This is a genomic window from Nocardioides sp. GY 10127 (genome assembly GCF_004919085.1).
Classification (GTDB): domain Bacteria; phylum Actinomycetota; class Actinomycetes; order Propionibacteriales; family Nocardioidaceae; genus Nocardioides.
On the sequence record NZ_STGL01000008.1, the window covers coordinates 221178 to 247847 of the forward strand.

At 70.8% G+C, this 26670-nt stretch carries 20 protein-coding genes, 1 tRNA gene and 2 pseudogenes; 8 read left to right on the forward strand and 15 right to left on the reverse strand.

Going from position 1 to position 26670, the window contains the following annotated elements:
- The first annotated feature begins 26 nt into the window (after positions 1 to 26).
- Entirely contained in the window at positions 27 to 1025 is a 999-nt protein-coding gene (locus E8D37_RS15680) for a LacI family DNA-binding transcriptional regulator (protein WP_136570760.1), read from the forward strand.
- Positions 1026 to 1058: 33 nt separating this feature from the next.
- Here E8D37_RS15680 and E8D37_RS20620 read toward each other — a convergent pair whose 3' ends face one another.
- From E8D37_RS20620 to E8D37_RS15730, 9 genes and pseudogenes are all read right to left on the reverse strand, one after another.
- Entirely contained in the window at positions 1059 to 2837 is a 1779-nt protein-coding gene (locus E8D37_RS20620; RefSeq protein WP_206055787.1) for a hypothetical protein, read from the reverse strand.
- Positions 2838 to 2843: 6 nt separating this feature from the next.
- Entirely contained in the window at positions 2844 to 3752 is a 909-nt protein-coding gene (locus E8D37_RS15690) for a carbohydrate ABC transporter permease (RefSeq protein ID WP_240770485.1), read from the reverse strand.
- A gap of 3 nt (positions 3753 to 3755) precedes the next feature.
- Positions 3756 to 4760 carry a sugar ABC transporter permease gene (locus tag E8D37_RS15695; RefSeq protein WP_136570761.1) on the reverse strand — a complete coding sequence of 335 codons (1005 nt, stop codon included), beginning with the start codon at positions 4758 to 4760 and terminating at the stop codon, positions 3756 to 3758.
- Positions 4761 to 4867: 107 nt separating this feature from the next.
- Positions 4868 to 6124 (reverse strand): extracellular solute-binding protein, encoded by a 1257-nt coding sequence (locus E8D37_RS15700; protein WP_136570762.1) that lies wholly within the window; start codon positions 6122 to 6124, stop codon positions 4868 to 4870.
- A 247-nt stretch (positions 6125 to 6371) separates the two neighbouring features.
- Positions 6372 to 8507, reverse strand: a complete 2136-nt coding sequence (locus tag E8D37_RS15705; protein ID WP_206055788.1) for a beta-L-arabinofuranosidase domain-containing protein — start codon at positions 8505 to 8507, stop codon at positions 6372 to 6374.
- 142 nt (positions 8508 to 8649) lie between these two features.
- Positions 8650 to 9672, reverse strand: coding sequence for a LacI family DNA-binding transcriptional regulator (locus E8D37_RS15710; RefSeq protein ID WP_136570763.1), 1023 nt, complete (start codon positions 9670 to 9672; stop codon positions 8650 to 8652).
- Positions 9673 to 10471: 799 nt separating this feature from the next.
- Complete coding sequence (locus tag E8D37_RS15720; protein WP_206055789.1) at positions 10472 to 11677, reverse strand: Fic/DOC family N-terminal domain-containing protein; 1206 nt, start codon at positions 11675 to 11677, stop codon at positions 10472 to 10474.
- 662 nt (positions 11678 to 12339) lie between these two features.
- Positions 12340 to 13595, reverse strand: a protein-coding gene (locus E8D37_RS15725; RefSeq protein ID WP_136570764.1) for an IS3 family transposase whose coding sequence is annotated in 2 segments (ribosomal slippage) — positions 12340 to 13310 and positions 13310 to 13595 — 1257 coding nt in all. Because the reading frame shifts where the segments join, the coding sequence is not laid out codon by codon here.
- Between the two features lie 45 nt (positions 13596 to 13640).
- Positions 13641 to 14724: pseudogene (locus E8D37_RS15730) on the reverse strand (IS110 family transposase).
- Positions 14725 to 15324: 600 nt separating this feature from the next.
- Here E8D37_RS15730 and E8D37_RS15735 point away from each other — a divergent pair.
- A complete protein-coding gene (locus E8D37_RS15735) occupies positions 15325 to 16134 on the forward strand; it encodes a hypothetical protein (protein ID WP_136570765.1) in 810 nt (269 codons plus the stop codon).
- 57 nt (positions 16135 to 16191) lie between these two features.
- Positions 16192 to 16332 (forward strand): hypothetical protein, encoded by a 141-nt coding sequence (locus tag E8D37_RS19925; RefSeq protein WP_168929783.1) that lies wholly within the window; start codon positions 16192 to 16194, stop codon positions 16330 to 16332.
- A gap of 273 nt (positions 16333 to 16605) precedes the next feature.
- On the opposite strand, the pseudogene E8D37_RS15740 reads toward E8D37_RS19925, so the two are convergent.
- The 3 genes and pseudogenes from E8D37_RS15740 to E8D37_RS15750 all read right to left on the reverse strand — a co-directional run.
- Positions 16606 to 16764 (reverse strand): annotated as a pseudogene (locus tag E8D37_RS15740) (IS256 family transposase); the annotation flags it as partial.
- 317 nt (positions 16765 to 17081) lie between these two features.
- Positions 17082 to 18017, reverse strand: a complete 936-nt coding sequence (locus E8D37_RS15745) for a phosphotransferase (protein WP_136570766.1) — start codon at positions 18015 to 18017, stop codon at positions 17082 to 17084.
- A 43-nt stretch (positions 18018 to 18060) separates the two neighbouring features.
- Positions 18061 to 18282: a hypothetical protein gene (locus E8D37_RS15750; protein WP_136570767.1), complete on the reverse strand. Its 222-nt coding sequence runs from the start codon at positions 18280 to 18282 to the stop codon at positions 18061 to 18063.
- 314 nt (positions 18283 to 18596) lie between these two features.
- Here E8D37_RS15750 and E8D37_RS15755 point away from each other — a divergent pair, with 314 nt between their 5' ends.
- Entirely contained in the window at positions 18597 to 20021 is a 1425-nt protein-coding gene (locus E8D37_RS15755; RefSeq protein WP_136570768.1) for a tyrosine-type recombinase/integrase, read from the forward strand.
- 212 nt (positions 20022 to 20233) lie between these two features.
- On the forward strand, positions 20234 to 21403 hold the full coding sequence (locus E8D37_RS15760; RefSeq protein ID WP_240770486.1) for a Fic family protein: 1170 nt from the start codon (positions 20234 to 20236) through the stop codon (positions 21401 to 21403).
- A 211-nt stretch (positions 21404 to 21614) separates the two neighbouring features.
- Here E8D37_RS15760 and E8D37_RS15765 read toward each other — a convergent pair whose 3' ends face one another.
- Positions 21615 to 23291 carry an FAD-dependent monooxygenase gene (locus tag E8D37_RS15765; RefSeq protein ID WP_136570770.1) on the reverse strand — a complete coding sequence of 559 codons (1677 nt, stop codon included), beginning with the start codon at positions 23289 to 23291 and terminating at the stop codon, positions 21615 to 21617.
- A 292-nt stretch (positions 23292 to 23583) separates the two neighbouring features.
- Positions 23584 to 23667, reverse strand: a tRNA-Tyr gene (locus E8D37_RS15770).
- Between the two features lie 124 nt (positions 23668 to 23791).
- Here E8D37_RS15770 and E8D37_RS15775 point away from each other — a divergent pair.
- The 3 genes from E8D37_RS15775 to E8D37_RS15785 all read left to right on the forward strand — a co-directional run bounded on the left by E8D37_RS15775 (position 23792) and on the right by E8D37_RS15785 (position 25375).
- Positions 23792 to 24283: a YajQ family cyclic di-GMP-binding protein gene (locus tag E8D37_RS15775; protein ID WP_136570771.1), complete on the forward strand. Its 492-nt coding sequence runs from the start codon at positions 23792 to 23794 to the stop codon at positions 24281 to 24283.
- A gap of 268 nt (positions 24284 to 24551) precedes the next feature.
- Positions 24552 to 25019, forward strand: coding sequence for a nucleotidyltransferase domain-containing protein (locus E8D37_RS15780; RefSeq protein WP_136570772.1), 468 nt, complete (start codon positions 24552 to 24554; stop codon positions 25017 to 25019).
- Positions 25016 to 25375: a HepT-like ribonuclease domain-containing protein gene (locus tag E8D37_RS15785; protein WP_136570773.1), complete on the forward strand. Its 360-nt coding sequence runs from the start codon at positions 25016 to 25018 to the stop codon at positions 25373 to 25375. The genes E8D37_RS15780 and E8D37_RS15785 overlap by 4 nt, the downstream gene beginning before the upstream one ends.
- A gap of 131 nt (positions 25376 to 25506) precedes the next feature.
- Here the strand turns inward: E8D37_RS15785 and E8D37_RS15790 are convergent, their stop codons facing one another.
- Positions 25507 to 26667 carry a geranylgeranyl reductase family protein gene (locus E8D37_RS15790; protein ID WP_206055790.1) on the reverse strand — a complete coding sequence of 387 codons (1161 nt, stop codon included), beginning with the start codon at positions 26665 to 26667 and terminating at the stop codon, positions 25507 to 25509.
- Between the last annotated feature and the right edge of the window lie 3 nt (positions 26668 to 26670).

Consider the following 26670-nt stretch of genomic DNA (forward strand, 5'->3'; position numbering starts at 1 on the left):
GTTGGCGTGTTAAGGCGGTGTGACAGATGGAGAAACCGGCGGCCCGGGTGGGCATCCGGGACGTGGCGAGGGCGGCCGGCCTGTCGATCACGACGGTCTCCTGGGCGCTCAACGACAAGGGCGAGGTGGCCGAGTCCACGAGGGCGCGGGTGAAGGCCCTGGCGGCCGAGCTCGGGTACCGGCCGAACCAGGCCGCGCGTACCCTCAAGTCGGGTCGCAGCCACGTCCTCGCCGTCGCCATCGGCCACCGGGAGTCGGCGCCGTGGCAGGAGACCTACATGCCCTACTACCGCTCGGTGCTCGCGGGCGCGGCGATCGAGGCGGTCGAGCACGGGCACGCGGTCGCGGCGGTGCCGGTCTCGGCCGAGGGACGCCTCAGCGACGCCGTCGCCTTCGACGGGCTGATCGTCGTCGACCCCGTGCGCGACGACCCGATCCTCGCCGAGTGCCGGGCGCGCGGCATCCCCGTCGTCGCCGACGGCCGACCCCTCGACGAGGGCTACGACGAGGTCGCGATCGTGGACAGCGACGTGCGCGAGCCCCTGCTCCGCGCGCTCGACCACATGCGCGGGGCCGGCGCCGCCCGTCCCGCCCTGCTCACCGGTAGCGAGCACGACGCCTACACGCTCGACACCGAGCGCTGGTACGCCGAGTGGTGCGCCGAGCACGGCCTGCCGGAGATCGTCGAGCGGGTCGCTCCCGACGCCACCCCGGCCGCGGCGGCCTCAGCGCTGCTGGCGCGCGGCGCCGACGCCGTCCACGCCCTCAACGAGACCTACGGCAACGCGGTGCTCGCCCGCGCCGCTGCCCTGTCGCTGCGCCTGCCCGACGACCTGCAGGTCACGATGGCGGGCGAGCGGACCTCCGCCGCCGACTACAACGGGGCCGGCTACCTCGTCCTGGACGGCGTGGGCACCGGCGCCGCGGCGGTGCGGGTCCTCGTCCGGATGCTCGAGGGCGAGCCGCCCGCGTCGCTGCGGCTCCCCTGCGACCTGATCCTCCCCCACCCGCCCGCCGGGGGCTGAGCCCCGGGCGGGCGACGCCACCCCGGTCGGGGCTCAGCCCGGGCCCTGCACGGCCCGGCGTCGTTCGTGGTCGGCGGCGAGCGTCAGGTAGACCGCGGCCGTCCAGGTGTAGGCGCGGTCGCGCAACCCCTCCCCCGTGCGCGCGTCGAAGTTCTCGGCGAAGCCGGACGCCTCGCACAGCCGTCGGAAGCGGGCGCTGACCTCGTCCGCGAGGGCGATCTCGCCACAGCGCCGAAGCCCGTCCTCGATGAGCGCGGTCGAGGGCGCCCAGATGGGCCCGCGCCAGTACCCGTCGTCCTCGTAGAGCGGGGAGTCGAGGGGTTCGGTGGCCGGGCCCCACGGCGTGAGGTGGCCCTTCACCGCGGCCACGAGGACGTCGCGGGCACCCTCCGGCAGCCGCTCGCCGAGGACCACGGGCAGCGCGTTGAGCAGGCTCGACGTGCTGCTGCTCCGGCCGTCGCGGGCCCCGCGCGCGACGAACGCCTCTCCCGTCCACAGCTCCTCGAGGAGGGCGCGGAGCACGTCGTCGCGCTCCCGGGCCCACTCGGCCGCCGGCCGGCCGAGCTCCTCGGCGAGGCCGGCGAGGACGTCGAGCTGGAGGACGAGGAACGCCGCCAGGTCCGGGGACTCGACGACCCGCTCGCGGTCGAAGGTCGTGGAGTTGTCCCAGCCGCTGTCGTTGCCGTGGTGGTAGTGCGGGACCGCCCGCCCGGGGACGCGCCGGTGGTCGAGCCAGAACCGGGTCCAGGCGCCCAGCCGGTCGTGCACGCCCTCGAGCTCCTGGCGGGTCAGGGGGCGGCCGGCCGTCGCGCGCAGCCTGGCCAGGGCCCACCCGTGGATCGGCGGCTTGACGTAGTTGTGGAGCACCTCGGAGTGGGTCACCGAGTCCGGCAGCGCGCCGCTCTCGTCCTGGTGGTCGAACGGCAGCAGGAACTGGTCCAGCGCCTCGTCGGGGAGCCCGGGGGCGAGGGCCAGGGCGTTGAAGCAGTGGTCCCAGCTCCACACCTTGTCCATCCAGTGCTTCGACATGAGCACGGCCTCGCGGGCGAGGTAGCCACCGGGGGCCACGGTCGCCGACCACAGGACGTAGGCGGCCCTCGCGGCCGCCGGGGTGGCCTCGCTGCGCCAGGGCGCGACCGCGTCGAGGTAGGCGCCGAACGCGGCCGCGGCCGTCGACACGACCTCCTCGAAGGGGGCCTGCGCCCGGTAGCCGGCCCGGCGGGAGGTGAGCTCCTCGACCGCGACCTCCCACGGCTGCCCGTCGCCGCCCAGGAGCACCGACCGGGGCGTCTGCCCGAGGTTCCCCGCACCGACCGTCTCGCAGGCGCCCTCCAGCACGGTGACCCGGTAGCGGCGGCCGGTCTCGTAGGAGGTGAACACGGGCGCGTCGTCGACGGGGTCGTCGAACAGGTAGGTGCCGGTGAAGGGCGTGAGGGTCCCCGCCGGGTCCGCGAGCCGCAGCGCCGTGTCGCCGCGCCCCCGCAGCCGGAGCGTCTCGGCGCCGTCGAACGCCGCCCGGACCGTGGGCCCCCGCCCGTCCCGGTGCACCCACCGCAGCTCGGCCGGGTCGGCCTCCCACCGCAGGTCCGCGGGTCGGCCTCCCATCTCCGGGCGGAGGGCGAGCACGGCGTGCAGCCCGTTCACGTGCGACACCAGGTGGAGCGTGTCGCTCACCGAGTGCGTGCCGACGACCGGGGAGAGGTTGATCCACGAGCCTCGATGGGCGAACGGCACCTCGCGGACGTCGAAGGGGGCGAGCCGTGTGGCGGGCCCCGCTTCACGGTCGCGCCCGGCCCAGGTCGTGGAGGTCATGGCGGGTCAGTCCTTGACCGCGCCGGCGGTGAGGCCGGCGGCGACGAACCGCTGGGCCACGACCAGGAGGACGGCGGTCGGGACCGAGGCCAGCACCGCGGTCGCCATCAGCTGGCCCCACTCCTGGTTCTGGGACCCGATGTAGTCGTAGAGACCCATCGTGATCGGGCGCAGGTCACCGCCACCCCGGTTGAGGGTCGAGGTGAACAGGAAGTCCGACCACGCCCACAGGAACGCGAACAGACCGACCGTCACCGCCGCGTTGCGGGAGAGGGGCAGGACGACGGTGAAGAACGTCCGGGTGTGGGACGCGCCGTCGATCTGGGCCGCCTCCAGGAGCTCCTGGGGGATGCCGCTCATGAAGGCCGAGAAGAGCATGACCGCGAACGGGACGGCGATGGTCGAGTCGGCCAGGATCAGGCCGGGCAGGGTGTCCAGGACGCCCAGGTCGGTGTAGACGGCGTAGAAGCCGAGCGCCATCACGACGGCCGGGATCATCTGGGCCACGATCAGCAGGAAGCTGAGGGTGCGCCTCCCGCGGGTCAGCAGCTTGCCCAGGGCGTAGCCGGCGGGCGCCGCGATGACCAGCGTGAGGACGACGGTGCCCAGCCCGACGACCATGCTGGTCCCGAGGTAGGGCAGCTGGTCACCGAGCACGGTCCGGTAGTTGTCGAGGGTGAAGGCCCGGGGGTAGAGGCTGGCCTCGCGGATGGCGCTGCGCTCGGTGAGCGAGACGTTCAGCATCCAGTACAGCGGGAACAGCATGAGGGCGGTCAGGACGAGCCCGAGCACCGTCTTCCACGCCTCGCGCCCCCGCGGGCGGCCGCCGGCGGACCGCTCCGGCCGGCGCGGCCGGCGGGCGGCGTCCTGGCTCCTCGTGGTGCCGGGGGAACCCGGCAGGGCCTGCATGGCCATGGCTCACGCCTCCTGACGACGCTGGACAGCGAGGTAGACGAACCCCATCGCGACCGCGACGAGGAGCAGGACGGTGCCGACGGCCGAGGCCTCGGAGTAGCGGATGATCGCCGACGAGCCCTTGCCGAAGGCCATCGAGTAGGCCCAGGTGGCGAGGGTCTGCGAGGACCCGGAGCCGGTCGTCATGATCCAGATGATGTCGACGACCTTGAGCGTGTAGACGAAGCCCAGCAGCAGGGTGATGGCCGTGACGGGCCGCAGCAGCGGGAAGGTGATCGACCAGAACTGACGCCACGGGCCCGCGCCGTCCACGGCCGCGGCCTCGTAGAGGTCGGTCGGGATGTTCTGGAGCCCGGAGTAGAGGATGACCAGGTTGAACGGGATGCCGAGCCAGATGTTGGCGATGATGACGGCCCACAGCGCGTGGTCGGCGTTCAACCACCAGACCGGGTCGACGCCGACGACCCCCAGCAGCCTGTTGATGACTCCCGAGTCGGCGTCCATCATCCACTGCCAGGTCGTGCCCGAGACGATGATCGGCAGCAGCCACGGCACCAGGAACAGGCCGCGCAGCACCCCGGACAGCGGGAAGCTGCGCTGGAAGAACACGGCCAGGGCCAGGCCGATCGTGTACTGGAAGGCCAGCGAGACGACGACGAAGACGGCCGTCTGGCCGATAGTGGGCCAGAACGCGTCGAAGCCGACGACCTCGCGGTAGATGTCGGTCCCCACGAAGGGCGCCTCGCCGGTCACGTAGGTGGCCCTGGTGAAGCGGTGCAGGCTCATCGAGACGTTCTCGACGAGCGGGTAGACGTAGAAGAGGACCATGTAGACCGCCAGCGGGGCGACGAAGCCGAGCCCCGCCAGCGTGGAGCGGGAGATCCGCGGGCGCCCGCGTCGCTCGGCCGTCGCGTCGTCGGTCGCGGACTCGTCCGCGCGGACGTCGGCCGCCGGTGGGCGCCGGACCACGTCCTGCACGTCCTGGATGTCCTCGGTCTGGTGGACCATGGCTGGTCACCCTCTCCTGGTACTCGACCTTCGCGGCCGCTCGATCGTGCGGGGTCCTCGCGCCGGCCCGGCGGCGGTGGCGCCTGCCGGACCGGCGTGAGGGTCGATCACTGGCTGACGGACGAAGCGGCCTCCGCGAAGGCCTGCGAGACGGCGTCCTCGTCGCCGGCGGCGTTCAGGGACGCCTGCTCGGCCGCGGAGAGCGCTCCCGAGGTGCCCGTGTAGTCGGCGCCGAGGTCGCTGGTGCGGCCCTGGGCGTTGGTGATGGCGTCGGCCCAGGGGGTCCAGATGGCGTCGGCGTCGATCTGGGTCTGCCGCTCCTCGGCGTTGGCCGCGAAGTACCCGAGCTGGTCGTCGGTCGTGACCTGGTTGCCGTTGCCGACGAGGCAGTCGATCACCTCGTTGGCGGCGTCGTAGTGGGCCTGGGCGTTGCTCTGGTGGGTCGGCGCGACCGCGAACTCACCGCCGGTGGGGACCGGCGCGGCGCCGCCGTCCTTGGCGGGGATCGGCATCATGACGGCCTCGAAGTCCTGCTCCGTCGCGGCCTTCGCGAACCAGGAGCCGTTGACGGCGAAGCCGTAGTCGCCGGTCAGGAACAGGTCCCAGGAGGCGGACTGGTTGTCGGTGATGGCCGACTTGGGGGCGTAGCCCTCGCCGATCCAGTCCGAGAGGAGCTGCCCGGCCTCCACGGCCTCGGGCGAGCCCGGGTCGGTGAGGGAGGCGCCCGCGCCCCAGAACCAGGGCAGGAACTGGAACGTCCCCTCCTCGCCGGCGATGCCGGCGAAGGTGATGCCCGAGCTCCCGTCGGCGGTGACCGCGGCGAGGGCGTCGTCGAGGCTGGCCCAGTCGGTGATGGAGGCCGGGTCGACGCCGGCGGACTTCAGGACGTCGGCGTTGTAGTAGAGGCCGAGGGTGTTGGCGCCGATCGGGACGCCGTAGGTCTTGCCGTCGATGAGGCCGGGGCCGGCGAGGTTCTCGTCGGCGTCACCGATGTCCAGGTCGACGTCGTCCGAGGAGGCCAGGAGCCCGGACACGGCCGCGTCCGGGACCGCCGGGTTGTCGAGGAGGACGACGTCCGGGGCGTTGTCCTCGCGGACAGCGCTGGTGAGGCTGTTGAGGATGTCGCCGTTGGGCGTGGCGGTGCGCTCGAGCGTGGTGCCCTCCGGGGCGCAGGACTCGACGTACTTCGCCCAGTCCGAGCTGTCGTCGTACTGGGGGTAGGGGTCCCAGAAGGTCACGGTGGTCAGGGGCTCGCCGTCGCCGGCGGCCGACCCGTTGCTGTCGCTGCCGCAGGCGGCGAGGCTGACGATCGCCAGGACGGCGGTCGCGGCGAGACCTGTTCGACGGATGCTCTTGGTGATCATGGTTCCTCCTCGTGGGACCGGCAGGAGGCCGGTGTTCCTGTCTGGTGCCGTCCTGCTGGACGGGGCGCCTGGTGGGTGCTGCGACGGGGACCCGAGTGCCCCGCGGTCGTGCCTGTCGCCGGTCGCCCGTCGGCCTGTCGGGTGGGGCCGGCGGGGTCGCCGCCTCCTGCTCACTCGCCGTGGATCGAACCGATTCGATTGTGTGTCGAACCGATTCGTCGAATCGGTTCGCTCAATGTAACGGCGATCACATTCGGCAGCAAGCAGTTGCTGAGAATTTCCCCAAGACGGGTTCTGACCTGCGGCGATGGAGCCGACGGTCTTGCCGTCGCCTCAGGTCGTGGGGAGCCAGATGCGCATGGTGGTGCGCCCGCGCCTGCCCCAGCCGCGGTAGGGCCGCAGCGCGACGGTGACGCGCGGCGCGGCGTCCTGCTCGACTTCCTGCTCGACGTCCTGCTCGACGTCGTGCTCGGCGCCCCCCCTCGCCGGCCGTGGCCGGAGCTGACGACCCGCCCGACCGGGGCCGATAGGGCCGGCCTCCCTCGGGGCCGGGTCGCGGGCGGAGCGACACCCGCACGGGCAGCCCCTCACGCAGCCCGGGGGACGGGTCGTCGACGGCCACGTCGTCGAGGGACCAGCCCGGTGGCAGGTCGATCCCCTCCAGGCACAGGACGTCGGGGCCCTGCTCGACGGCCAGGCACCCGCGCACCGAGTCGATGCGGGGGTCCGGGTCGATCACGCGGGGCCGCAGGGGCAGCCGCAGCTCCACGCGGTCCCCGGGCCTCCAGGGGCCCGTCGCGGTGACCCAGCCCGGAGCCACGTCCTCGGGTACGCCGTCACGCACGCGGAGCGTCGCGCCCTCGCACCACTCCGGGACGCGCAGCCGCAGCTCGCACGGCCCCTCGGGGGCCTCCTCGACGACCACGACGACGCTGCCGCCGTCCGGGTAGTCGGAGTGGACGCGGAGCGCCAGCGGGCCACCTGGTCGCGGCGTCCGCAACGCGTAGTCGCCGTACTGGTGCAGCTGCACGCCCCGCTCGTCCGTGGTGGCGAAGTACGCGCTCAGGGAGGAGAAGGTGCGGGCGAGGTTGGTGGGGCAGCAGGAGACCTCGAACCAGGGGGCGCGGTCGGAGCTCTCGGCCCGGGGGTTGGCCCGGGTCGGGTCCACCGGGTCCCCCTCCACCCGCTGGTGGAGCGGGTTCGCGTAGAAGAAGGCGTCGCCGGAGTCGGACGGCGAGACCGCCACCACGTTGTACAGCGTGCGCTCGATCAGGTCGGCGTACCGGACCTCCCCCGTCGCCAGCAGGAGGCGCCAGGCGACCATGATCGAGGCGATCCCCGCGCAGGTCTCGCAGTAGGCTCGGTCGTTCGGGAGCTCCCAGTCCTCGCCGAAGCCCTCGTCCTGGTGCCGCGAGCCCATGCCGCCGGTGATGTAGGTCCGGCGCGCGACGGTCCGGTCGTACTGCCGCTGGACGGCGGCGAGGAGCTCGGCGTCGGACCGGTCGACGGCCACGTCGATCGCCGCGGCCGAGAGGTAGAGCGCCCGGACGGCGTGGCCGCGCAGCACCTCGGCCGACCTCACCGGCACGTCGTCCTGGAAGTAGGCCCGCCCGAAGCTCCCCTCCCCCAGCGTGCCGTGGCCGCGGCGGTCGAGGAACGTGCGCGCCATGTCGAGGTAGCGCGGCTCGTCGAGGGCCCGGCCGAGCTCTGCCAGCCCCACCTCGATCTCGGGGTGGCCGCAGATGGACTCCCGGGCACCGTCGGCGAACTCCTCGCAGAGCTGGTCCGCGACCCGGACCGCGGTGCGCACCAGGGTGCCGTCCCCGAGGCACCGCACGTGCGCGACCGCGGCCTGGAGGAGGTGGCCGGCCACGTAGAGCTCGTGCCCCTCCGCCAGGTCGCTCCAGCGTCCTGCCTGACCCTCGTGGCCGAAGGCAGTGTTGAGGTAGCCGTCGGGGTCCTGCGCCGCCGCCACCCGGACCGCGAGCGCCTCGAGCCGGACGCGCAGGGCCTCGTCGCCGGTGCGGGCGCACTCCCAGGCCATTGCCTCGGTGAGCTTGTAGACCTCGGAGTCGGAGAAGACCCAGCCGGGCCGGTCGCCCATCGGCTCGCCGGCTGCCACGCGGTCGAAGTTCGCCAGCCAGCCCTCGTGGTCGAGCCAGTGCAGGACGTGGTCGAAGGTGCGGTCGGTGTTGACGGCCTGGTAGCGGCCCCACATCCCGCCGTCGAGCACCAGGGAGTCCAGGGGCAGCGGCGCGAGTCGTCCTGCCCGCGGGACGACGGGGACCGCACCGGGCGGGGCGTGGGCCGGCCTGAGCTCGGGCCCGGGCGCGGAGGTCGTGGCGCGGACCGCGTGCGCTCCGGGTTCGTCGACGTAGGTCATGGGCTGCTCTCTTCTCGGGACGCGGTGCCCCGGACGCCACGACAGGCGGGCGTCAGGGCACGGGGAGGCGCGGGGGGGTCAGCAGGGGGGCCAGCGGGGGGGGCTGCGGGGGGCTGCGGGGGGCTGCGGGGGTCTGCGGGGGTCAGCGGGCCCCGGCGGGGCCGACGCTGCCGCGGTCGCGGAACACCGGCGCGACCAGGCGGGTGGTGTAGGCGGATTCGTGGTCGCCAGGCCCCTCGATGCGCCGGACGAGGTGCTGGACGGCGAGGCGCCCCAGGAAGTCGGGGGCGCTCTCGACCGAGCTGAAGGGCAGGGAGAAGACGCGGGCGAACTCCTCGGAGTAGCGGCCGATGACCGAGAGGTCCCCGGGGGCGCTGAGGCCACGCTGGTGGAGGACGCCGGGCAGGGCGGTCGCGGCGGCCTCGTTGTTGAGCAGGAGGCCGGTCACCGCGGGGTGCTGGTCGAGGAGCTCGCCGAGGAACTCGCCGATCTCGGGCGCCTGGGAGGGGGCGAAGGCGTGGTGCACGCGCACCCCGAGCTGCTCGGCACGTTCCATGCACCCGTCGCGCAGCCGCCACACGTAGGCGCCGCCTCGTTCGACGACGTGGTGGGGTTGCGAGATCAGCAGCATCTCCTCGTGACCGGCCGCCGCCATCTGCTCGACCATGAGTCGGCCGGCCTCGGGGAAGTCGAGGTCGAACACGTCCACGCCGGCCCCGTCGTTCGGCAGGCCGATGAGGGCGCCGGGCTGGTCCGCGCTGCGCAGGAGGGGAAGGCGGGGGTCGTCCTCCGCGACGTTGAGGAGCACCACCCCGTCGACCATGCGGGAGTCCGTGACGCGCCGCAGGGCCGCGGGCCCGTCCGGGTCGGTCACGAGGAGGACGTCGTACCCCAGCGTCCGGGCGGTGTCCGTGACGCCCTGGATGTACTGGAGCATGGCCGGGGCGAACTCGTCCTCGAGGAACTGGGCGAGGAGGCCGATGACCCGCGTCTGGGAGGTCCTGAGCGCACGCGCCCCGGCGTTGGCGGTGTAGCCGAGCTCGCGGGCAGCGTCCGCGACGCGCTCCCTCACCTCGGGCGAGATGGTCCGGCGGCCGGAGAAGACGTAGGAGACCGTGGAGCGCGACACGCCTGCGCGCTTGGCGACGTCACTGATCGTGACCATCCGGACCTCCCGGTCGAACCGATTCGATGATGCGGGTCACACTGTCGCATCCCCTGTGACCGCAGCGCAAGTGTGGTGACGCCCCCCTTCCCGCGTCCCGCCCGGGAGCGCAGCGTGCGGACTCCGCTCAGGCGACCCTGGAGTGCGACAACGGGGTGGATGCGGTGCACCCGATACACCGCATCCACCCCGTTCCGCGCGCACGAGGGCCGAGCGGCCCAGCGGGCAGACCCCGACACTCCCGGAATCAGCCGGACACGACGGAAGAGCCCCTGACCGGCGTTTCCGTTGGTCAGGGGCTCTTTGTCCTGCTGGTGGCAGATCCAGGATTCGAACCTGGGAAGCTTTCGCGACGCTCGGTCTCGCCTGGCAGCGCGCCCGCGAGGCAGCCCTCACCGAGCAGCAACAGACCTCACCACTCGCCCGTCGCCCCTACGACCTCCGCCACGCCTGCCTCACCACCTGGCTCAACGCCGGCGTCCCCCCGGCCCAGGTCGCGAGCTGGGCCGGCCACAGCACCCGCGTCCTCCTCGACGACTACGCCCCGGGTGCATGGACGGCCAGCGACAGACCGCCCAGGCACAGATCGACGCCTACTTCCACAGCAGCGACTGACGTCGCGGCGGCCAGCGAGCCCCACGTATCTCGGAACAACGACCCGCTATTCCGACTTACGGCGGCCAAGTCGGAATACCGAGCGAGCGGCTGGCATGGACCGGGACGCCCACGGCCCCACAAACGGCGCGCGCGGAGCAGGGGCGGCAGCCCGGCACGGCGCCGCCCTACCCCGGACCCGTCCTCAGCGCACCGGTCCCGCAGTCAACGCCTCAAGCACGCGAGGCGCGAAGAAGCGTCGCTTGTACGCACTGGCGTCGACAACGTCGAGAACACCCAGGTCGCAGAGCTGACTGACCAACCTGTTCGCCCGCCCGTAGGACAGTCCCAGATCAGCCTCCACCCGTCGGACGGTGAAGCTGGGGTTCGCCACCGCGAGATCAACGAGAGCATGGGCACTGTCAGCGCGGAGCGACGACGCCCGCACCGCCTCGTGCAGGTCGGCCTGCACCCCCACCAGCGCGCGCATCTCGGCGAGAGTGCCCCGCGCGGCTTGGCACAGCCCCTCGGCGAAGAACCGCACGTACCCGTCCCAGTCAGCCGCGGCGCTGACGGCCAGCAGCCTGTCGTAGTACTCAGAGCGTCGCGCCTCGAACCACGGGGACACCGTGAGCGTCGGCTCACCGAGCACCCCGGACGTCACCAGGTGCAGGACGATGAGGAGCCGCCCCACTCGCCCGTTGCCGTCGTGGAAGGGGTGCAGGGTCTCGAACTGGTAGTGCGACATGGCGGCGGCAACCACCGGATCTATCCGACGCCGATGGTCCCGCCGCAGCCAGTCGACCAACGAGGCGACTCCCAGGTCGAGCTCGTCACCCGGGGGCGCGGGCACGAATCGAGCGTTGTGAGCCGGAAAGCCGCGTGGGTCGACGTCCGATCGACGTCCGATGACGACCTGCGCATCACGGAGTCGCCCCGACACTGCCTCCAGGGGCGTGCCCTTCATCAGCAGCCCCTGGAGATCGCTGAGGGAGGAGACTGTTAGCGGCCTCCCGTCACCGGTCCAGGCGAAGGCGTAGTTGGCCGCGCGCACGTAGTTGAGAATCTCGACCAGCTCAGCCGTGGCCGGCTCCTCGTCGTCAGCGACCAGCACCTGCGCCAGAGGCGCGTACGTGCCCTCGAGCGCGGACGTGCTCTGCGCCTCGCGGGTCAGCGTGGGCATCCTCAACAGGGTCGGATTCGGCAGCTGCCGCGACGTGCTGTCCAGCGCCGCCAGCGCCGCTCTCGCCTCAGCGACGACCATGAACGTCGCCTGGCTCAGGGCCGGGCCGTCGTCGGACAGTGCGTCCGGCACGAAGGCGCGGTGCTCCCACTCACCGAGCACAGGGTCTACGCCGCCAATCGGGACAAGTTGCCCCGGGGCCACGTTGAGGAACATGTCGAGGTCCACAATGTCACTCTAGGGGCACTTGAAGGACATTGTGCAGGGCTGCGTGTCACACATGGGCACTTCGCGGCATGCAGAGCCGCCAGGCCCGTTGCGCCAGCCGATCAGCGTCCGGCCCGACCACCGCGTCGCCGTCCTGCTTGCTGCCACCACAGCTGCCCGCACAGTCGCGTGTCGCCAACGGCCACCTCCGCCACCCCGAGCAGACGGGCTCGTGGCGCCGACCGGGCCGCCCGAACCGCGCCAAACTTTGACACGTATTTGACACAGATCGCCGCACACAGCCGGTCACTGTCAGGCACGGCCGGACACGGCGAAAGAGCCCCTGACCGGCGTTTCCGCTGGCCAGGGGCTCTTTTTCCTGCTGGTGGCAGATCCAGGATTCGAACCTGGGAAGCTTTCGCGACGGATTTACAGACCCCGACTCCCCCACCAGGCACCAGTACGAACGCCCGGATCTCCAAGCCGCGGGGCACGGATAGGGCACGACAGCCGTGGGCATGGCGATCGACCCCAGGCGGCACGCCAAGCCATGTCACCCATGGGGGCAGCAGCCCCCGCCCTCGGCGACCGCACCAGCGCGGTCTCACAGTTGAACACCGAGGACCTCGCCCATGTCACCAACTTCATCGACGCCCTCGTCTGAATCGCACTGGGTTTCGTGCCTAGCGATTCCCTTGGCCGGCGAGTGCCGGCTGGGCTGATTCATGGGCAGCGTAGTACGCCGCCTCGACCTCGAGCGGGGTGCGCAGGTCGAGCTCTCCGTGGAGGCGCTGGTGGTTCCACCACCACACGTACTCGAGCGTCGCGAGCTCAACCTGCTTGATCGTGCGCCAGGGACCTCGACTTCTGATGGGCTCGGTCTTGTAGAGCCCGTTGACCGCTTCGGCGAGGGCATTGTCGAAGGAGTCACCGACGGTGCCGGTCGACGGCTTCGCCCCGAGTTCCCCGATCCGGTCGGTGTAGACGATCGAGAGGTAGTTCGAGCCGTGGTCGGCGTGGTGGACCAGCCCGGTGAGGTCGGCGGCGCCCTCGCGTCTGGCGTCCCAGGCGGCCATGTCGAGGGCCTGTAGCGGGAGGATGTCGGCCCTCAACGTCGCGGCGACGTTCCACCCCACGATCCGGCGGGAGTAGACGTCGGTCACGAACGCGACGAACGCGAACCCTGACCAGGTAGCGACGTAGGTGATGTCCGCGACCCACAGGCGCCGCGGCGCGGGCGCCTGGAAGCGGCGTTGGACCAGGTCGGCCGGCTTGACGGCCGCCGGATCAGGCTTGGTGGTGAACACCTTCTTCGACCGCTTCACGCCGCGAACGTCGGCGATCTTCATCAACCTCGCGGTCTGATCGCGACCGATGTCCCAGCCCTGCCGACGCATCAGCGCGTGCATCTTCCGCACGCCGTAGACGCCGTAGTTCTCGCCGTGCAGGCGAGCGATCTGGGGCACCAGCAACTCGTCCTTATGCGCCCGCGCCGAGGGTGGCCTGGCCTTGGCGGCCCTGTAGCCCCGGGAGGTGATGAACCCACGAACTGCCGGGCCCAGCACCCGGCAGATGGCCTCGACCCCGAACTGATCCTTGTGCTCGTCGATGTACCGGATCACTTCGTCGTGGGGCGGTCGAGTTCCTTGGCGAAAAACACTGATGCGGACTTCAAGATCTCGTTCGCCCTGCGGAGCTCGGCATTCTCGCGCTTGAGGCGCTTGATCTCCTCGGCGTCATCGGTCGTGGTTCCCGGCCGGGAACCGGCGTCGACCTCGGCACGGTGGACCCACAGCCGCAGGGTCTCGGTGTTCATCCCCAGCAGCCCCGCGACGTGCCGCAACGCAGCAGTCTCGTGCGGGTGCTCGGAGCGGGTCTCGACGACCATCCGCACTGCCCGCTCAGGCATCTCGTTCGTGTACCTGGCCATCGTTCCCATCCTGACTGATCAAGCGGAACGTAACCCAGATGCTTCTCTGTCGCGTCAAGCCGCCGCGAGAAGTGCGTCGGTTCGCTGATGGGCGTCAGTCAGGGTGCGGAAGATCTGCCCGGTGACCTAGGGCTTGAGGCAGCGCCGGATCTCCTTGGTCGTCTTGCCTTCGGCCAGGCGGCGGTCGATGTAGGCCCGGGTTGCTGGGTCGGTGCGCATACGGGTCAGCACGATGGTGTTCATCGCTCGGTTCAGTTGGCGGTCGCCCCCGCGGTTGAGGCGGTGACGCACGGTGTTCCCGGAAGGAGGCCGGGATGGGCGCAGTGCCGGCGATCGCGGCGAAAGCCGCTTCGCTGCGGATGCGCCCGGGGTGCGACCACACGGTCAGCACGATGGCTGCGGTGACGGCGCCCACGCCGTGTAGTTCGAGGAGGTCGGGTGCCTCGACGGTGACGATCTCGGTGAGCCGCACACGGTTCTCGGTCAACTCCTCATCAAGCACCAGCACGCGTTTGGCCAAGCGAACGGCCTCTGCGCGCGCGGTCGAGGTTCCCAACGCCTCCTCGCGGCGTCGCCAGCCAGCGATCGCGGTGATCTGCTGGGCGGTGAGGGACTTGCGGGCATCGCTGCCCAGATCGTGGCTGCGCAGCAGCGAGGTCAGTGCGTTGATGCACCGGGTCCGCTCGATGTTGAGGTGCTCTCGAGCGACGGTGAGGACCCGCAGCGCGGTGTGCGTTTGGCCGGCCCGACGGTCCCGCAGCCTGGCCAACGGCATCACCAAGGTGGCGCGGGCAGCGAGAGCAGCGTCCAGAGCATCGGTTTTCCCGCGCCCCCTCTCACGTCGCGGGGTCGGAGCTTCGACCACGCGGTAGCCCGCCTCGGCCAGCACGTCACTGAGGACTGCGCCGTAGGAGCCGGTGCCTTCGGCGGCGACCAGGACCGAGTCAAGGTCGCTCTCAGTGCGGCGACTGATCCAGTCCCGGGCACGACGCAGGCCAGCTGGAGTGGTCGGGAAGGTTGCTTGGTCCAGCAGAGCGCCACGGTCATCGACGATGGCGTAGCTGTGGGTCGCGGCGTGCGTGTCGACCCCGACGACGAAGCGGTAGGTCTCGGCCACGGTGGCAGGCAGACTGGGCATGCGATGTTCTCCTCACTGATCGGGTTGGACGTCGTTGCCGGCGTCAGCCCGGGTGAGAAGTCACGACGAGGCAGGCCTGTAATGAGCCACACCACTAGGACGGCAATCCCGGTGGTGGACATGCTTCTGATCAAGCCATCGTTGTGGGCCAGGGTCGGCGCCGGCACCCTGTGCCCGCTGGACAGATCCCGGGCATGACACCCCCGAGGGGTCAGGCGATTCAGGAGTCACAGCGCGCACCGGGTGACCGGCGCTAACCCTGCCAGCCAGCCCCAGGCCAGCCGCGACGAAGACTTACATGCGATTCAACGACCGGACTAAACCACTATCCGGGACTCAACTTGTTCCCGAAATGATTGTCCATGCGGATGCTCTAATCAACCGGTGCCCATCCGCGTGGGCACCTAAGCATGGGCGCCAGCAGCTCGCTTGGCGCCCCATCAACCCAGAAAGGGAACGCAAATGCGGGGCGTTGACCACAGCAACCTTCGGCGCGTCATCGCAACTTTTACAGCGGCAACCGTCTGCATGTTGGCCGGGATTGGTTCAGCCACGGCTGACGACCCATCAACTGATAGCGACCCAACCTCGCCCGGGAGCGTGACTCAGACACAGGCAGACCTGACGGTTGGTCAGCTGGCGACAGCCCTGGTGGCGGCGGACTCAGAACCTGCGGCGGAGAACCCAGATGTCAGCATCAGCGGGAGTTCTGCTACCGCGGAGGCGATTACGTCCAATGGGCCGCTCGCCGTGACTGTCGAGACGAGCAGCGTCGGCACGGTGGGCAACGACGGGATTACCGCTGTCTACTCAGGTGCGACCGATGACTCTATGGTTGCGCTCCAGCCGACCGAAGATGGCCTCCGGGCCGCGATCACGATTGACTCCGTCGACGCTCCCGAGGCTTACAACTTTGAAGTAGGCGGAGACGTTGCGTCACTTCGGCTCAACAGTGACGGCAGCGTGGCTGCCTTGGATCTAGACGGCAACCTCATTGCAGAAGCAGCCTCGCCGTGGGCCGTGGACGCCAATGGGCAGCCGGTCCCCACCCACTACGAGGTCAATGGAACGACCCTTACCCAAGTGGTTGAGCACCACTCTGGCTCATGGACATACGGAATTGTGGCCGATCCGACCTTCCATTGGTGGGGCGTGCGTTGGACACTGTCGCACACCCGGACACAGAAACTGATCCTGGCGATGTCGGGCGCGTCGGCGGCATCTGGCGTCGTTGCTTTGCTGTGCGGAGGTACCATTGCCGGAGCAATCCCATGTGGCATCGGATATGGCGTTGTCGCGGGGGTAATTGGGTTTGGAACCGCGATGCTCAACTACTGCGACCGCAACGCGAAGGGAATCACCCTCGACTATCACTGGTTCGGTTCATACTGGTCGTGCTCGACGCGGTAATAGGGAGATTTCATGCGACGACAACTGGCTCGATGGGGATGGCTCATCGTGTTGGCTGTGAGCGCCAGCACACTCATGATTGTTAACCCCGGCGAGCACCTCGTGACCGTTGCAATGATTTCGATGTGGGCGATCTTCGCCTTCGTTGTTATCAAACTCGCGGTCTTCGACAACCTTCGCCGTGTTTGGCGGCGATGACGGGCCGCATGAAGTTGGCGTAGTGGTTCGCTGGCCGACCGTACATGTACCGTCGGCCAGCGAATCTGGTCCGTCTGTCGACTTCATCGAATGGGAGAAGTTGACGAACCCAGCCTCAGAGGCCGGTCCCCACGACAAGGGGCACGGCGGGGTCGTCGGGAGTCGTTCCCGGTGCCCATGCCACCTTCGGGTCGTTCACGAAAGTGATCGATCCAGTCGCGGCGGTCAAGTGCCTTCGAGTGGTGTAGCGCTGCGTTCTCCTTCTCGGGTGGGTCAGGCGGTCAGGGTGGGGAGTTGGTTGATGTCGAGCACGACGGTGATCCTGCAGCAGGCCAGGACGTAGAGCCCGAGGTAGCGGCGACCTTCGGCCCATTCGTCGGTCTGCTCCGTCAGGACGGCTCAGACCAGCCGCACGATCGCAGCTCGGTTGGGCCTGCTGCACGAACCGGTGTCACTCTGACGTGGCGGCAACCGCCCCTGGCCCTCCTCAACGGCATGGGCCAGCGGCAGGCTCGGACAACTCATGCCACCGGACTCCCACGCCCACCAGGGCTCAACCGACACACCTGCCAAGCCAAGCCATCGCACACCGAGGCTAGACCCACACACCTAGTGCATCCCAGGGATGGTGAAGCGTCCGTACGAAATCTCAGCGCTGCGCGACCTGCGTGATCCCACTTCGGTGATCCCCGCCCCGTGCGCCCCTTCGGAGTAGGTCGTAGGCCTGACGGCCAAGGGAGTCGAGTGATTCAGCCTCGAATGGCGTCCTGCACGTCTGGTCGATCGAGCATCGCGATGCACCAGCCGAAGTGGCCGTCCGAGGCTTCCTCCCCGAAGCAGCACGCGGTGACGAGCGCGTAGGCCGCTCGATAGACGAGCAGCCGGTCGCGGGCATGGCCGAAGGCCGCGCACCAGGTGTCGTCCAGGGTCCTCTCCACGTCCCGTGCGCGAGGGCCCCACATGTCGTAGACGCTGGCGGCGATCGCAGCGTCGAAGGCCGGGTCGCCGGCGGTACTGAGAAAGCCGAAGTCGAGGACGGCAGTGGCGCGGCCTCCCGTCCGCAGGACGTTGGCCGCGATCAGATCGCCGTGCACCAACGTCGGAGGCGCCGGCTCCAGCAAGCCGAGCGCAGCGATCGTGCTCGCCGCGGTGTCCGCCACCCGCGGATGCGCCCCAGCCAGCGCCGACTCGAACCGCGTCACCCTGCGAGCCACCAACTCGGCGAGCTGCGTCTCGAACGGGCCGCCAGGACCGAAGGCCGGTTCGCCCGGCAGCATCGGGAGCGCGAGAAGTGACGCCCTCGCCGGGATCGCGGCCAGCGCAGCGAGGGCCTCGGTCATGACGTCGATGTCGGCGATCGACAGGTCCGGCGACGACCCATCGGCCTGCCAGCCCGGCTCGCCGGCGAGGCGACGCTCGATGGAGACCAGGTGCCCGTCCACCTCCAGCACGTCCACGATGAGCGGCAGCATCACCGATGAGCCGGCGGGACGTCCTGCCTCGATGCCCTCGTAGAACGTCCGCAGCAGGTCGAGGTCCGTGCGGGAGCGGCTCGACCAGACCTTGGCCGCGGTGCCGTCGCCCAGGTCGAGGACGACGCCCTCCACGCCCCGACCCAGGACGCCGACGGAGGTCAGGCCGGCAGCCCGCAGGACGCTGATGGCAGCTTGCTCGTCGACGGCCACGCCGCCACTGTGGCAGTAGCCCCTCGTCGGGGCATCCGAGATATCAGCGGCGCCCGCGGTACCGGGCTGGCGCGCTCCCCTGGTTCAGCTCGCGCACGAATCGCTCCAGCGCCCGCAAGGTCGGCTCCCACCGTGGTTCGTCGGCGACGGCGCTCGCCTGCTCGGTCAGCGCGTCGAGCAGGCGCCGCACGGCAGCCGGTGACGAGGCGACCGAGGCGACGCACTGCTCCAGGGCATGGCTCGCGGCCACCTGCCGCACCTCCACCGCGATCGCACCTGCAGCAGCGGCGCGGCGCTCCTCGTAGGCCGCCCGCCGACACCGCTGCGAGCACCAGACACGAGGCCGTCCACGGTCCGAGCGCGGCAACAGGTCACCGCACCGCGGGCAGGCGCCGGCCCCCGCGGGTGCCGGAGGTTCGTCCGTCATGGCTCGAGCGTGGTGGTGAGCCCTCACCACAGGTCTCACCACGGCCCTGACCTGTGGAGAACGCGCCCCTCTCCACAGCAGAAGTCCGCCTCGGAGCGGGCGATCTGCAACGGGGCCACGGTCGTGGGCACATCCCCGACGAGAGGCCGACCATGCACGACGACACCGACTCATCCCTGAGGGTCCGGGTCTGGGACCTGGAGAAGTACGAGGGGCGCCGTGGCACCAGCTACCGCGTCCGGTGGGCCGTCGAAGGCCGACGGCACGGCACCACCTTCCCCACCAAGAAGCAGGCCGACGTCTTCCGCGGTCAGCTGCTCGCAGCCGTGCGCGCCGGCGAGGCGTTCGACCTCACCCGCGGGCTCCCGATGTCGACCGTGCGAGCCGCGAGCCCCGCCCGCACCATGACCTGGCTCGGACTGGTCGAGACGTACTGCCAGGCCAAGTGGGGTTTCGCCTCACCACGCCACCGCAAGGGCATCGCCGAGGCCCTCTCGCTGGCGACGCTCGGCGTCCTGGGTGACGCCAGCCGACTCGGGCGTCACACGCGCACGGACCTGACCTCGGCCGTCAGCTACGGGATCTGCGCCCGAGGCGCCACCGCAGCCGCCTACGACCCGACCGCTCTGGCAGCGCTCCGCGCCGGCGACGTCCCAGCCACCCGCATCGCCGACCCGCTCGTCCTGCGCCAGGTGCTCACCACCCTCGGCACCCGCATCGACGGCCGGCCCTGTGCCGCGTCCACCGTGCGCCGGCGGCGAGCCACCCTGCACAACCTGCTCGAGTTCGCCGTCGAGGCGCAGGTGCTGTCGACCAACCCGCTCCACGGCATCAAGAACCGCTCCTACTCCGGTGTCACCCGCATCGATCCCCGGGTCGTCGTGAGCCAGGCACAGGGAGCCACGCTCATCAGCGCCGTCGCCGAACGGTCCCCGCACCTCGCCGCCTACTTCGGCCTCCTGCTCTACGCGGGCCTGCGCCCCGCCGAGGCCCGCACCCTCCAACGCGGCGACCTGACCCTCCCCACCACTGGCTGGGGCGAGCTGACCCTCAGCCGCACCCAGCAGCGCCCCGGCAAGTCCTGGACCAATGACGGCACCGGCGTCGAGACCCGTCAGCTCAAGCACCGTGCACCCGGCGACTACCGGGTCGTACCCGCGGACCCACGCCTCGTCGAGCCGCTGAACCGCCACCTCGACCGGTTCGAGTGCGACGTCGACGGCCACCTCTTCGCCGCCCGCACCGGACGCTCCGGCGTCCCGCTGCCCAAGCCGTACAAGACCCTCGTCTCGGAGTCGACCCTGTCGCTGGCGTGGAAGACCGCCCGCGAGGCGACGTTCACCGAGCAGCAGTGCGCCTCCCCGCTAGCTCGCCGCCCCTACGACCTCCGCCACGCCTGCCTCACCACCTGGCTCAACGCCGGCGTCGCACCCGCCCAGGTGGCCAGCCGGGCGGGGCACAGCACCCGCGTCCTCCTGGACGTCTACGCCGGCTGCGTCGACGGGCAGCTCGAGACCGCGCAAGCGCAGATCGACGCCTACGTGCACGGCAACGTCCGAGATCGCGCGGATCGGTGACCCCTCGCATCTCGGAACAGACCGGCAGTATTCCGGAATAGAGTGGACTAACTCGGAATAGCGCGGCAGTGTTCCGACTTACAGGGCACGTCACGATGGAGGAGGTCCCGATGCCTGGTCCGAGCCCAGCGGCCCTGCCCATCCCTGCCCACGAGCGTCGGTTCACGCCCTGGCGTCAGTCGTTCCGGGGAGGCACCCGCGAGGACCGGACGATGCGCGAGGTCGAGGTGAGCCTGCCGCCTCGACTGGCGGACCTGGACCTCGCGACGCCGTCCGCGCTCGGCGCGGAGATGGACGCCGCGCTGCGGGCCATCAGCCGCCTCGACGACACTCACGGCGAGCACCTCGCTCCCCTGGCGACGATGCTGCTGCGAGCCGAGTCCGTCGCGTCGTCCAAGATCGAGCGGGTCGAGGCGTCCACGGACGACTACGCCCGCGCCCTGCACGGGATGAAGGCGAACGCATCGGCGATGTCGATGGTGGCCTCCACCCGGGCGCTGGCCGACCTCATCGACTCCGTCGGACCCAACACCGACGCGCACCCACCGGGCACCGCCGGCAGCTGCACTGGCACCGGCCGCGCCCTCACGCTCGGGGCCATCCTGTCCGCCCACCGCATCCTCATGGCAGACGACCCCGAGGAGCGCGCCTACGCGGGCCGCCTCCGGGACATGCAGAACTGGATCGGCGGGTCGGACCACTCCCCCCGCGGCGCCCTCTACGTGCCGCCCCCACCCGAGACCGTGCCCGCACACCTCGACGACCTGATCGCCTATGCCGGACGGACCGACGTACCCGTCCTCACCCAGGCAGCCCTGACGCACGCGCAGTTTGAGTCGATCCACCCCTTCACCGACGGCAACGGCCGGATCGGACGCGCCCTCATCAACACGATCCTGCGGCGACGCGGCATCACCAGCCGCGTCGTCGTCCCCCTCGCCTCGGCTCTGGTGGCTCGACGCGACGACTACTTCGACGCCCTCGGCGCCTATCGGGCAGGTGACGCGGCGCCGATCATCCGCGCCTTCACCCACGCCTCCACGCTGGCTGCGGAGGAGTCCGCAACCACCGCCACTCGACTGGCCGAGCTGCCCGACACCTGGCTGGACGCGGCGCGCCGGCCCCGCAACGGGTCCGCAGCCCGCCGCATCCTCGACACGCTGCTCGAGACGCCGGTCTTCACCACCGACGAGATCGCCACCACCGTTGGCGGGCCACCGAGCTCGGTCTACGCCGCCATCGACCGCCTCCACACAAGCGTTGTCGTCCGACCGCTCACCCAGCGCACCCGCAACCAGGTGTGGGGCGCCGCCGCGCTCCTCGACGAGCTCGATGACCTCGGAGTCCGCATCGACGCACGAGCACGCACCGAGCGAGGCTGAGTCGCGCCGGCGCCGCGTGCGTGCGTCCGCCCACCACCGCCCTGACGCTGGTACGCAGGCGGGACAAGCCCGCAGACAACCGATCCGCGTGAGGGCCCCACCCGGGGGGGCGACCTGGACGAGTCAGGACGGTGCGGACTCCGGGACGCACGACCCCGTCGGGGCGCGACCACCCCGGCCCCGACGAGGGCGAGCATCTACATCACGCGCGTCACGCAGCGCCAGATACGCCCGTCGAGACCGTGCGAGCGGTCGCCACGGCAAGGACGGCATCCGCGTCCTCCACCCCATGCCCACGCCAGGCGACGTGCTGATCGGGACGGACCAGCACGAGTGGAGCACCGCACTTCACCCGCAGCGCCAGGTCGTTCATCTCGAGGATCTCGAGCGGCGTGCCGGCAGCCACGGCAGCCTGCCTGAACCTCTCGGCCGAGACACTCGCGGACGGCGCCGCGAGCAGGGTGAGTCCAGGAGCCAGGTGGTCATAGAGCGACGACCCGTCTTCGAGCCACACGTGCGGCAGGCGATGTCCCGGCTTGGCGCTCGGCGTGTAGGTCATCGACGTCCACGGCGCGACGTCACCGTCGTCGTCAGCCACCGCAGCGCTGACGTAACGCTGATCGAGGGTGATCCCGCGAGCCACGTACTGGAGCTTGGTGCCCTGCCACAGGCGGTCGCCCCAGCCGCGACGCCTCGCTTCAGCCTCGACACCGGGCGCATCCACGTCCGTCCCCGCCATCTCCTCGATGATGCCGCGCGCTGCGCCGACGAAGCGCGCGACGTTGCTCGACGCCTCCGTGGCATTCGTGACAGCGATCGGCCGTCGCTCAGGCCCGTACGTGTCGAGCAAGGAGTCGTCGGCCCAGCCATTCACCACGGCTCCCAGTTTCCAGCCGAGGTTGACGGCATCACCGAAGCCCGAGTTCATGTTGTGTCCGCCGAAGGGCGCGTACAGGTGAGCAGCGTCGCCGGCGAGGAAGAGTCGTCCCGCGCGATACTCGTCGGCGATCCGCTCGTGGATCTTGTACGCACCGGCGTAGACGACCTCGAAGGGGCGATCTGCGCCGATGATTCGCCTGACGATGGCCTCGACGTCGAGCTTGTCGACGTCGACGTCGACCGGATGGCCCGCCACGTGAGCACACCAGGTCTCTCGGTCGATGGGGACGACCAAGGCACTGCCTGCCGGGGAGGTCAGGCTGGTGAACGCTGCCGGCGTCGGGCCGGCCTCGTCCAGCAGGCCCTCGACCCGGAAGTGGAGCAGCAGGTTGGCCGCGATCCCTCCCCGGCCCGAGCGCTGTATCCCCGCGGTCGACCTCACGATGCTCTGCGGACCGTCGGCTCCGACGACGTACGCCGCGTGGAGCGTCGACACGCCGCCAGTTGCCTGATCCGTGATCGTGACGACCACGCCGTCAGGTCCGTCGACCACCTCGTCGACCGTCACGCCGTCGCGGTAGGTGGCTCCCGACTCGAGCAGGGCTGCGCGCATCACGCGCAGGGTGTCGGGCTGCATGATGACCTGCGCGCCCTCCGAGACGTCGTCGCCCTCCTCCGAGGCGCGGAAGTCGAAACCGTCGCGGAAGTGCCCCAGGTCCTTGCCCGTGAGCGACGTGGCGAACGTGACCCCCTTCCGCCATCCCTCAGGCGTCGTGGCGGCCGCGCGGATGTCGTCCGCGATGCCCCAACGACGCATGAACTCCAGGGTCCGGGGATTGAGGAGCATGGCCTTGACGGGGTAGCGGGGCGTCACCGCGTCCTTCTCGATCACCAGGCAACGGACTCCGTGGCGCCTCAGCTCCAGGCCGACCGCACACCCCACCGGGCCGCCGCCGACCACGACCACGTCCCAAGTGCTGCCCTCGTCCTTCGGTGCCGCTGAATCCATGTGCCCGTCCTCTCGAAGTCGCCGGGTCCGTTGACCCTCACGACGACGTTAGGTACGCCAAGTTTCAATTACTTCGGCTCCTCGGTAAGGACGCGGTCACGAACTCCTCACGTCCGCACATCTACGGCTCGAGGGTCGCGCCTCACGCCGACCGAGCGGCGACTGGCGCCCCAAACTTTGGGACGCATTTGGGACAGACCCCCGCACACAGCCGGTCACCGTCAGACACAGCCGGACACGACGAAAGAGCCCCTGGCCGGCGTTTCCGCTGGTCAGGGGCTCTTTGTCCTGCTGGTGGCAGATCCAGGATTCGAACCTGGGAAGCTTTCGCGACGGATTTACAGTCCGCTCCCATTGGCCGCTCGGGCAATCTGCCGTGTCGTGCTGCCGCGTTTGGGCGGCTCCACAACGAGAGGAGACAATAGCGCAGCCCCCGGGCGCGAGCGGAATCCGCGCGACGGGGCAGTCCGCAGCCCCGAGACGCAGGAGAGGCAGCCACCGTGGCCGACTCGTCGTTCGACATCGTCAGCAAGCTCGACCGCCAGGAGGTCGACAACGCCCTGAGCCAGACGGCCCGCGAGGTCGCCACCCGGTACGACTTCAAGGGCACCGGCGCCACCATCGAGTGGAAGGGCGAGCAGGGGATCGAGATCAGTGCCTCCGCCGACGATCGCGCCTCCGCCGTCCTCGACGTCTTCAAGGAGAAGCTGATCAAGCGCAGCGTCTCCCTCAAGGTCCTCGACGCCTCCGAGCCCCGCCAGTCGGGCCAGCAGTCGAAGATCGACATCGCGCTCAAGGAGGGCATCACCTCCGAGGACGCCAAGAAGATCTCCAAGCTCATCCGCGACGAGGGCCCCAAGGGCGTCAAGGCGCAGATCCAGGGCGACGAGCTCCGCGTCTCGTCCAAGAAGCGCGACGACCTCCAGGCCGTCATCTCCCTGGTCAAGGGCCAGGACTTCGACTTCGCGGTGCAGTTCACCAACTACCGCTGATCCGGCGCATTTGCGCTGGCCAGCGCGTTGTGGCGTGCGGCCGGTCCACAGGAGTCCGGACGCCGACCTGGCGCATGGGCTCACTCGCGGCTGACCGCGCGCGATCCCGCGCGGTCGGCCGCACGTGGCCGGCGCCGTTGCGGTCCAGCAGGGCGTCACCTGACGGGAAGAGCCAGCCCTCCTCGCCGTGCCGACGAGCATGAGGAGGTCGGTGAGCCGAGTGCGAGGCCGACCCGAGGCGCCCAATAACACTTGCTATATTGAGCGAATGTCCACGCTTGCCGAGGTCGCGCAGCGCTCTGACGAGGCGGTGGCACGAGCGCGCCGTGACCTCGTCGACGCGGTGCGTCGCGCTCACGCCCAGGGGATGACGCAGGCGGAGATCGCCACCGCGATCGGTCGGAGCCAGCCAGAGGTCTCCCGCCTGCTCCGGTTCCACGGCACGAGCCCGCGAGGCATGGCCCTGCGCAAGCACCGGGCCGAGATCCTCGGCCTCCTCGAGGAAGCCGGCGGATCGAACGTCCGCGTCTTCGGGTCCGTCGCGACGGGGCAGGATCATGACGGCTCCGACATCGACCTCCTCGTCGACCTCCCCACCGACGTCGGCCTCGTCCAGGTCTCGCGCCTGGAGCGGAAGGCGTCGGAGGTGGTCGGCATGCCTGTCGACATCGTTCCGAGCGACGACCTTCGCCCGGAGTTCGAGGAACGGGTCCTGCGGGAGGCGGTCGCACTGTGAGCAGGACGGTCGAAGAGCTGTTGACCGAGGCGCTCGTCCACTTCGACGCAGCTACCGCGTACGCCGAGACCACCACCACGGATCCCCAGCTCGTGGTGGACGCGATGTCGATGCGGCTCTTCGCCGGCCTCGAGACGCTCACCCGGCTGCCCGATGGCGTCGCCGAGCGACTCTTCCCCGGCGAGTGGCCCGACATGCGCGGCCTGCGCCACCGGATCGCCCACGGCTACGGCGCGATCAACCTGATGCGCGTCCGGGCAACCGTCACGGGCGACCTCCCGAACGCCGTCGCAGCCATTCGGCGAGAGCTCGATCAGTCCGGACCCAGCCCGCAAGCGATCGAGGAACCGTCCTGACCCAGGGTTCCGAGCCTGACCCGACGACCCCTGATGCACGCTCCAGCGACCTGCTGGAAGCACCGGCTCTGTCCACCAACTACCGCTGAGCGCCGCGCGGCGGGAGGAGCGACGCGGCGCCTCCCGTCGCGTCAGCGCGCCAGCAGGCCGATGCCCGCGCGGACCACGCGCCGGTCCCACGCCCGGGCCAGCGTGGTCTCGCCGCGGGTGAGCCGGGCGAACGAGCCCCAGCCGGGGCCGGCGAGCAGGTGGTGGAAGGCGGCAGGTCGCTTCTCGAACGCGGCCAGGCAGCGGCGTCCTGCCGCCATCTCCGGCAGGAGGTCCGCGGCCAGGGCCGCCTCGTAGGACGAGACCAGCCCTCCGAGGTGGGAGGTGGACGCCGTGCCGAGGGCGTGCTCGGCGGCCACCCGGCCCGCGGCCAGGCCGGAGCGGACGGCGAAGGAGATCCCCTCCCGCGTCCACGGCTCGAGCAGCCCGGCGGCGTCCCCCGCGACGAGCAGGCTCCCCCGACCGAGCGGGGAGTCCGGCGTCCGGCAGCGCGTGAGGTGCCCGGAGTCGTGCCGCACCCGCAGGCCCCCGAGCCCCTGCTGGGCCACGAGGTCGCGCAGGTAGGCCTTGGTCTCGACCGGCCGCCCGGTGGCGGCGATGACGCCGACGGTGAGCGAGTCCCCCTTGGGGAAGACCCAGCCGTAGGAGCCGGGCAGCGGGCCCCAGTCCAGGTGCACGCGGTCGGCCCACGCGGCGGCGAGCGGGCCGGCGTCCAGCTCCAGCTCGACGCCGAGGTCGGTCTCGGCGAGCCGGACTCCCACCGCCCGCGCGACGCGGCTCGACGTGCCGTCCGCGCCGATGACGACGGACGCCCGCACCGGCCCCTCCGACGTGCTCAGCTCCACCGGGCCCTCGCCCTCGCCGGCCCCGGCGGGCAGCGCCCCCACCGAGACCCCGCAGCGCAGCTCGGCGCCGGCCTCGACAGCGGCGTCGGCCAGCCAGGCGTCGAGCTCGGTCCGCGCGGAGGTGCGCAGCACCGGGCCGCCGTCCGGGCTCCGGCGTTCCTTCGGCGACCCGCCGCGCAGCGTCATGGTCACGCGCGCGATGTCGGCCCGCACCGGCGGCGCCCCGGGCAGCGCCGCGAGGGTCGGCCCGATCAGCCCGCCCCCGCACGTCTTGTAGCGCGGCAGCACCGCCTTCTCCAGGACGACGACCCGGGCACCGGCCTGCGCCGCCGCCCGGGCCGCCGACGAACCGGCCGGGCCGGCCCCGACCACCACGACGTCGACGTGCTCTGCTGCCACGTC

Coding starts and splice junctions, on each gene's coding strand:
- E8D37_RS15680 (WP_136570760.1), top strand. CDS start 27: ATGGAGAAACCGGCGGCCCGGGTGGGCATCCGGGACGTGGCGAGGGCG.
- E8D37_RS20620 (WP_206055787.1), bottom strand. CDS start 2,837: ATGACCTCCACGACCTGGGCCGGGCGCGACCGTGAAGCGGGGCCCGCC.
- E8D37_RS15690 (WP_240770485.1), bottom strand. CDS start 3,752: ATGGCCATGCAGGCCCTGCCGGGTTCCCCCGGCACCACGAGGAGCCAG.
- E8D37_RS15695 (WP_136570761.1), bottom strand. CDS start 4,760: ATGGTCCACCAGACCGAGGACATCCAGGACGTGCAGGACGTGGTCCGG.
- E8D37_RS15700 (WP_136570762.1), bottom strand. CDS start 6,124: ATGATCACCAAGAGCATCCGTCGAACAGGTCTCGCCGCGACCGCCGTC.
- E8D37_RS15705 (WP_206055788.1), bottom strand. CDS start 8,507: ATGACCTACGTCGACGAACCCGGAGCGCACGCGGTCCGCGCCACGACC.
- E8D37_RS15710 (WP_136570763.1), bottom strand. CDS start 9,672: ATGGTCACGATCAGTGACGTCGCCAAGCGCGCAGGCGTGTCGCGCTCC.
- E8D37_RS15755 (WP_136570768.1), top strand. CDS start 18,597: ATGCACGACGACACCGACTCATCCCTGAGGGTCCGGGTCTGGGACCTG.
- E8D37_RS15760 (WP_240770486.1), top strand. CDS start 20,234: ATGCGCGAGGTCGAGGTGAGCCTGCCGCCTCGACTGGCGGACCTGGAC.
- E8D37_RS15765 (WP_136570770.1), bottom strand. CDS start 23,291: ATGGATTCAGCGGCACCGAAGGACGAGGGCAGCACTTGGGACGTGGTC.
- E8D37_RS15780 (WP_136570772.1), top strand. CDS start 24,552: ATGTCCACGCTTGCCGAGGTCGCGCAGCGCTCTGACGAGGCGGTGGCA.